The sequence below is a fragment of the Pusillimonas sp. genome (genome assembly GCF_035515275.1).
Taxonomy (GTDB): domain Bacteria; phylum Pseudomonadota; class Gammaproteobacteria; order Burkholderiales; family Burkholderiaceae_B; genus Pusillimonas.
This window is the reverse complement of sequence record NZ_DATJBQ010000029.1, coordinates 1-7,676: the sequence shown is the minus strand read 5'-3', so window position 1 is coordinate 7,676 and position 7,676 is coordinate 1. Positions and strand designations below refer to the sequence as shown.

6 protein-coding genes are annotated in these 7,676 nt (G+C 61.4%); all 6 read left to right on the top strand.

The features are described 5' to 3' along the window. A partial coding sequence (murF, locus tag VL003_RS01860) for a bifunctional UDP-N-acetylmuramoyl-L-alanyl-D-glutamate--2,6-diaminopimelate ligase MurE/UDP-N-acetylmuramoyl-tripeptide--D-alanyl-D-alanine ligase MurF (RefSeq protein ID WP_325439007.1) occupies window positions 1-2,655 on the top strand: 2,655 nt, incomplete at its 5' end. Next, a complete protein-coding gene (mraY, locus tag VL003_RS01855) occupies window positions 2,645-3,817 on the top strand; it encodes a phospho-N-acetylmuramoyl-pentapeptide-transferase (protein ID WP_325439005.1) in 1,173 nt (390 codons plus the stop codon). The genes murF and mraY, both read left to right, overlap by 11 nt. Beyond that, window positions 3,814-5,343, top strand: a complete 1,530-nt coding sequence (gene murD / locus VL003_RS01850; RefSeq protein WP_325439003.1) for a UDP-N-acetylmuramoyl-L-alanine--D-glutamate ligase — start codon at window positions 3,814-3,816, stop codon at window positions 5,341-5,343. The genes mraY and murD overlap by 4 nt, the downstream gene beginning before the upstream one ends. Continuing rightward, the gene (ftsW, locus tag VL003_RS01845) at window positions 5,340-6,533 is read left to right on the top strand and encodes a putative lipid II flippase FtsW (protein WP_325439001.1); all 1,194 of its coding nucleotides are present in this window, start codon (window positions 5,340-5,342) and stop codon (window positions 6,531-6,533) included. The genes murD and ftsW overlap by 4 nt, the downstream gene beginning before the upstream one ends. Further along, on the top strand, window positions 6,530-7,603 hold the full coding sequence (gene murG, locus VL003_RS01840) for an undecaprenyldiphospho-muramoylpentapeptide beta-N-acetylglucosaminyltransferase (RefSeq protein ID WP_325438999.1): 1,074 nt from the start codon (window positions 6,530-6,532) through the stop codon (window positions 7,601-7,603). The genes ftsW and murG overlap by 4 nt, the downstream gene beginning before the upstream one ends. Next, the coding region (locus VL003_RS01835) for a Mur ligase domain-containing protein (protein ID WP_325439009.1) at window positions 7,600-7,676 on the top strand (77 nt) is incomplete at its 3' end. The genes murG and VL003_RS01835, both read left to right, overlap by 4 nt.

Genomic DNA, 7,676 nt, shown 5'->3' with positions numbered 1-7,676 from the left:
GAAAACGGCGCGGTCGCGGTGCTGGTCGAGGCCGACGAGTCGGCAGCAGGTGCCCAGAGCGTTGAGTGTGCCGCGCCCATGCTGAAGGTTACCGGCCTTGGCAAGAGCCTGGGAGCCATCGCCCACGAGTGGTATGGACGTCCTTCAGAGGCGCTTTCGGTGGTGGCGATTACGGGCACCAACGGCAAGACGTCGTCGGTGCAATGGCTGGCGGCAGCCCTGAACGCCGAAGACGTGCCTTGCGGAACCATAGGCACATTGGGCGTGACCTTGCCCGACGGTACTAATTTGGGTGGCGCGCTGACCACACCTGATGTCCTGAGTGTGCACCGCAGTCTGGCCGCCATACGCGATGCTGGCGCAACGGTTGCGGCGATCGAGGCGTCTTCCATAGGCCTGGATCAGGGGCGGCTTGATGCCGTCCGCATTCATATTGCCGCGTTTACCAACCTTACTCACGATCATCTCGATTATCACCAGACGCTCGAGCAATACAAAGCGGCCAAGTTCAAGCTGTTTCAGCGCGAGGGTCTTGCGGCGGCGGTGATCAATATTGATGATGACGCCGGACGCGAGCTGGCGGAACAGCTCGAACTGCCGAGCGTCGATACTTATTCGCTCGAAGAGCGAGGCGCATCGATCGGGGCCGGGGACGTGCACACGGGTACGTACGGCCTGGTCTTCAACCTGTCGATTGCCGAGCGTTGCGCGCAGATCGTCACCCACCTGGTCGGCACGCACAATATCTCCAATCTTTTGTTGATCGCCGGTGTGCTGGCGCGCCTGGGGTGGTCAGTATCCCGCATTGCGCGGGCCTTGTCGGCCTTGCGCTCGGTAGGGGGGCGTTTGCAGGTGGTTGAGGCGGTCGATTGCGGCCGCAACCAGCCTGCTGCAGAAGGGCCGATGGTGGTGGTCGATTACGCCCATACCCCCGATGCCTTGAGTCGTGCGCTGCAGGCGCTGCGCGAAACCGCCGCCTCGCGCAACGGGCGACTGGTGTGTGTGTTCGGCTGCGGAGGCGACCGCGACACAAGCAAGCGTCCCGTTATGGGGGAGCTGGCCGGCCGACTGGCCGATGTCGTCGTTCTGACCAATGACAACCCGCGTTCAGAAGACCCGACGGCCATTCTTGGCCAGATCCTGCAAGGCATGAAAGGCGTACAGCCGTTGGTCGAGGCCGACCGCGCCGCCGCCATTGTCCAGGCTATCTGGCGGGCCCAAGCGGCTGACGTCGTGCTTCTGGCAGGCAAGGGGCACGAAACCTACCAGGAAATTGCCGGCGAGCGCAAACCGTTCGACGACCGCGAATGGGCCAGGCTTGCGCTTACATGGCGGCGGGGCGCCACATTGTGTTCGGACTCGCGTCGTATTGCCGCCGGGCAGATCTTTCTTGCATTGCACGGCGAACGCTTCGACGGTCATTCGTATCTGGATCAGGTTCGCGAGGCGGGCGCATGCGCCGCCATCGTGGCAAAGCGTAATCCCGATATCAACCTGCCGCAGTTCGCGGTGGGCGACACTGCCGCGGCCCTGAGCGTGCTGGGCGCCCAATGGCGCCGCTGTTTCGACATACCGGCCATAGCCGTTACCGGCAGCAATGGCAAAACCACCACCAAGGAAATGATCGCGTCCATCTTGCGTCGCTGGGTCGGCGACGAGCACGCGTTATGGACTCGCGGCAATTTGAACAACGAACTGGGTGTTCCCCTGACTTTGCTCGCGCTGCAGCCTGGCCATCGGGCGGCCGTCTTTGAGCTGGGCATGAACCATCCCGGCGAGATCGCCATGCTTGCCGATATGGCGCAGCCTACCGTGGCCTTGGTTAACAACGCTCAGCGTGAGCACCAGGAGTTCATGCATACCGTTGAAGCCGTGGCACGCGAGAACGGCAGCGTCATCAGTGTGTTGCCCGAATACGGCGTGGCGGTGTTCCCCGGCGACGAGGCCTACACGGAGCTGTGGCGTGATCTTGCACAGGGTCGGCCCGTGCTGACTTTTGGTCTGGATGCTGTCTTTGAGGTGTACGCCGACGACATCCGCGCTGAGCCTGCCCAGACGGGTTTTCGCTTAAATACGCCAGAGGGCGCTTGCTACGTGCAGCTCAAGGTGCCCGGCTTGCACAATTTGCGCAATGCGCTCGCCGCAGCGGCCTGCGCTCTGGCTGCCGGCGCTCCGCTGGAAGCCATTGCCCTCGGTCTGCAAAGTTTCGATCCGGTGTCAGGCCGCATGCAGCCGCGCCTGCTGCCCGGCGGCTTGCAACTGATTGACGATACCTACAACGCGAATCCCGACTCGGTACGCGCCGCCATCGACGTGCTGGCCGGCCTGCAAGGACGCAAAGTGCTGGTGCTGGGTGATATGGCCGAAGTGGGTGCTGAAGGCCCGGCCATGCACGCTGAAGTCGGTGCGTATGCCCGGCAACAGGGCATAGACGCTTTGCTTACGTATGGCCCTGCCGCTCGCGAGTGCGCGCGAGCGTTTGGCGAGGGTTCTTATTCTTTCGACGACATCAGCCTCCTGCTTGATTGTCTTGCCGGCCAGACGCCGGCCAATATTTTGGTGAAGGGCTCTCGCAGCACACGTATGGAACGAGTGGTTCAAGGATATCTACAACAACTCCAGGCGCAGGCCGAAGGAGATCACAATGTTGCTTGAACTGGCCCGCTGGCTGGCTGATTCCCACATACGGGCGTTCAGTGTTTTTGAGTACATCACTTTGCGAGCCGTTCTGGCTTGCGGCACTGCCTTGCTGATCGGCCTGTTCGCGGGGCCGATGGTGATACGCAAACTTACTGAACTCAAGATCGGGCAGGCGGTGCGCGGTTACGGTCCCGAATCCCACCTGCAGAAAACCGGTACGCCCACCATGGGCGGCGCCCTCATAATGATCGCCATCGCGGTCAGCACCTTGTTGTGGGCCGACTGGACCAACCGGTTCGTGTGGGTGGTGCTGCTGGTTACCTTTGGGTTCGGCTGGATAGGCTGGGCCGACGACTACAAGAAAGTGGTCAACCGTGACCCCGAGGGCATGTCCGCACGCCGCAAGTTTTTTTGGCAGGCGCTGATTGGCGCCGTGGCGGCCATTTATCTTACCTTTGCTGTCTCGGCGCCTGCCAACGCCGACCTATGGCCCTTGTTCCGCGACTGGATGCTAAGCGGCTTTACCTTGCCTTTGCCCACCCGCGCCGACCTGATCGTGCCGTTCTTCAAGAGCGTCAGCTATCCGCTGGGTGTGTTCGGGTTTGCCGCTCTGACCTGGTTTGTCATAGTGGGCACCAGCAATGCAGTGAACCTTACCGACGGACTGGACGGGCTGGCCATCATGCCCACCGTCATGGTCGGCAGCGCGCTGGGCATATTCGCTTACGTGGTGGGGCGTGTCGACTACTCCAAATACCTGTTGTTTCCCTATATACCGGGCGCCTCGGAAGTAATGGTGCTGTGTGCAGCCATCGCCGGCGCCGGTCTGGCTTTTCTGTGGTTCAACGCCTACCCGGCCCAGGTCTTCATGGGAGACGTCGGAGCCCTGGCACTTGGCGGAGCGCTGGGCACCATTGCCGTCATCGTTCGCCAGGAAATCGTCCTGTTCATCATGGGTGGGGTTTTTGTTGCCGAGACCTTGTCGGTCATGGTGCAAGTGACCTACTTCAAATACACCAAGCGGCGGTATGGCGAAGGAAGACGGATATTGCGCATGGCGCCGCTGCATCATCACTTTGAGGTAAGCGGCTGGAAGGAAACCCAGGTTGTGGTCCGTTTCTGGATCATCACCATGATCCTGGTGCTGATTGGCTTGGCGTCACTGAAACTGCGATGAGCGACTTTTCCATTCCCTCGATTAGACGCGATGCACGGACCCTGATTTTGGGTCTGGGGCAGACCGGAGCGGCGTCGGCGCAGTGGTGCGCTGCGCACGGCGCGCCGTTGCGCGTTCTGGACACGCGAGCGTCACCGGCGGGGCTGGACGGGTTGCGTGAGGGGCTGGCTGCGGCCGATGTCGATTACCGTCTGGGCGCGGAGCATTTCAATGACGACGCCTTGCAAGGCGTGTGCAGCGTTGTCATTAGCCCGGGCCTGCCGCCCGGTAGCGAGCCGGTGGCTACGCTATTGGCTGCGGCGAAGCAGCAGGGCATAGAAGTTATTGGCGAGATCGAACTTTTCGCGCGAGCCCTTGGCGATATGGCCGAGCAAGGTTACCGCCCAGGGGTGTTGGCGGTAACCGGTACCAACGGCAAGACCACCGTTACGGTCATGGCCCGCGAACTGGCGCGTGCCAGCGGTTATCAGGCCATGGCGGCCGGCAATATCGGACCGGCTGCGCTCGCGGCCCTGCTGCAAGCGTGTGCATCGGGTGACTTGCCCGAGGTGTGGGTGCTCGAGCTATCCAGCTTTCAGCTGGCGTCCACCTACAGCCTTGCCCCTGATGCTGCCGTGGTGCTCAACATCACGCAAGACCACCTTGACTGGCACGGTTCGCTCGAGTCATACGCCGCCGCCAAGGCGCGTTTGCTGAAGATGGCAAAGGTAGCGGTCATCAATCGCGATGACGCCCTTGTGTCTGCCATGGTCGACGAACCGCGGGCGCTTTCGGTGCGTAGCTTTGGCCGCAGCCTGCCTGTTTGGGAAGGCGACACCGGCCTGGATGGCAGCCATGACGTAAGCTGGCTGTGCGTCAGCGAAGCCGTGGATTTTGACACGCCTGTCACTACGGGCCGACGCAAGAAGAACGATCCGGCTCCTCAAAGAGCCCAGGGCCGCGTTTCGCGGCTCATGCCCGCCGACGCCTTAAGGGTGCGTGGCGTACACAACGCCTTGAACGCGCTGGCCGCACTGACCCTGGTCCGTTGTCTGGATGCAGGGTGGGCCGGCATGTTGCATGCGTTGCGCGATTACCCGGGCGAGCCCAATCGCACCGAGTTCGTGAGAACTGTTGGCGGAATCGATTTCATCAACGACAGCAAGGGCACGAATGTCGGCGCGACTTTGGCCGCGCTTGAAGGTCTGGGCCAACCCGTGGTGCTGATTGCGGGCGGACTGGGCAAAGGACAAGATTTCGCTCCCCTGGCTGTTGCCGTGCGTGAACACGCTCGGGCGGTCGTTCTAATAGGCAGTGATGCCGACCTTATCGCCAATGCCTTGCACGATGTGGGACTGACCGTTGAGAAAGCCTCGTCGCTGGAAGACGCGGTGCGCAAGGGGTTTGCCCTCGCTCGCGAAGGTGATGCGGTGCTGTTGTCGCCGGCCTGCGCCAGCATGGACATGTTTCGTGACTATGTGCATCGCGGGCAAGTATTCGTTGATGCCGTCGATACGCTGGCGCTCGACAACGGAGAGGTCGCATGAGCTTATTCGCCGAACTGACCTCTAGCGTGAACGCCGTGCGTCCGGGCCGCACCACGATGCCCAACTTTGATTACGCGGTCATTATTGCGGTTGCCGGTCTTGTGCTGTTCGGCCTGCTGATGGTCTACTCGGCCTCGATCGCGTTGGCCGACGGGCCGCGCTATGCCAGCTACGGCCGTTACTATTTCGTTATTCGTCACGGCGTATTTGTATTGTTGGGTTTGGTGGCCATGGGCGTGGCCGTCAGCATTCCCATGCGTGTGTGGCAAAAGGCGGCGCTGCCCTTGTTCTTGCTATGCATGGTGCTACTGGTCATTGTGCTTATTCCCGGCGTCGGCCGCGAAGTCAACGGTGCCCGACGGTGGCTGCCCCTGGGCGTTATCAATTTTCAGCCTTCCGAGCTCATGAAGGTGGCCATGCTGCTGTTTGCCGCAGAGTACACGGTGCGTAAACAAGAGCATATGCAAAATTTTGTGCGCGGCTTCCTGCCCATGGCCTTTGCCCTGGCTGCCGTGGGCCTGGTGGTGCTTGCAGAGCCCGATCTGGGTGCCTTCATGGTCATTGTCGCCATTGCCGTCGGTGTTCTGTTCATTGGCGGCATCAACGGCAAACTGTTTTCCAGCTTGCTGGCCGTGCTGACTGGTTGTTTCCTGTTGTTGATCTGGCTTTCTCCCTGGCGCCGCGAACGCTTGTTTGCCTATCTTGACCCCTGGAACCCCGACAACGCCTACGGCAGTGCTTATCAGTTGTCGCATTCGCTTATTGCCTTGGGTCGGGGCGAATGGTTTGGTGTAGGCCTTGGGGCCAGTGTTGAAAAGTTGCATTATCTGCCCGAAGCGCATACCGACTTCATCGTCGCGGTCATTGGCGAAGAGCTTGGTTTTGTCGGTGTGTCGGCCCTGGTTTTTGGCTTTGCATTCCTGGTCTGGCGCGCTTTTGACATTGGCCGCCAGGCCATCGCCATGGAGCGTATCTTCAACGGCCTGGTCGCCCAGGGCGTCGCGTTGTGGTTTGGAGTTCAGGCCTTTATCAATATTGGCGTCTGCGTGGGCCTGTTGCCGACCAAAGGCCTTACCTTGCCCCTGGTCAGCTACGGCGGTTCCAGCATTGTCATGAACCTGGTCGCGGTCGCCTTGCTGCTGCGCGTCGACTTTGAGAACCGCAACATGATGCGAGGCAAACGAACATGAGCGCGCGCACCATATTGATCATGGCGGGCGGCACCGGCGGGCACATCATGCCGGGTCTGGCCGTGGCAGAAGAAATGCGCCAGCGTGGCTGGAAAGTACATTGGCTGGGTCATCCTGAACGTATGGAAGGGCGCCTGGTTCCGCAGCACGACATCCCGTTGGAGCCGCTGCGTTTTTCGGGCGTGCGCGGCAAAGGTCCGGGGGCGCTGTTCAACTTGCCGGTGTCCTTGATCCGCGCCTGTTTGCAGGCCCGTCGCGTGCTGCGCACGCTCAGGCCCGAAGTGGTGCTTGGCATGGGCGGCTACGTGGCGTTTCCAGGCGGCCTTATGGCCAGGTTAAGCGGCGTTCCCCTGGTCATTCACGAACAGAATGCCGTGGCCGGAACGGCCAACCGCACGCTGGCCCGCATGGCAAAGAAGGTGCTTACCGGGTTTCCGGGGGCGTTGCCGGGTGCGCTGATGGTCGGCAATCCTGTGCGCGAAAATGTGCTGAAGTTGCAGCCGGTCGCTCAGCGTTACGGCGCGCGGCAAGGGCCTTTGCGCTTGCTGGTCGTTGGGGGAAGCCTGGGCGCGCAAGTGCTGAACGAAACGGTGCCGCAGGCCTTGGCGCAACTGCCACAGGCCGAACGTCCCGTGGTGGTGCATCAGGCAGGCGCACAGCATATAGAAGAGCTGGTCCGACGTTACGAGCAGGCGGGGGTGCACGCTCAGTGCCATGCATTCATCGACGATATGGCTGGCGAATTGGGTCAGGCCGATCTGTTGATTTGTCGTGCCGGCGCCATGACGGTGGCCGAAGTGGCGGCGGCGGGCGTTGCCGCCCTGTTTATCCCGTTGCCGCATGCCATTGACGACCATCAAAGCGCCAATGCTCGTTACCTGAGCGATTGCAATGGTGCGTGGCTGCAAAAGCAGTCGGGTTTTTCGGCCCATTGGCTGGCCGGGTGGCTGCAGGAGCGCAACCGGCAAGAGCTGGCTCAGTACGCCGAGCATGCTCAAGAGCATGCTGCGCTTAATGCGACCCAGCAGATCGCGGACGCCTGTGAACAAGTGGCAGGGAGAGCCGCATGAAACATAGAATACAAAGTATCCATTTCGTGGGCATCGGTGGCTCGGGCATGAGCGGCATCGCCGAGGTGCTGCT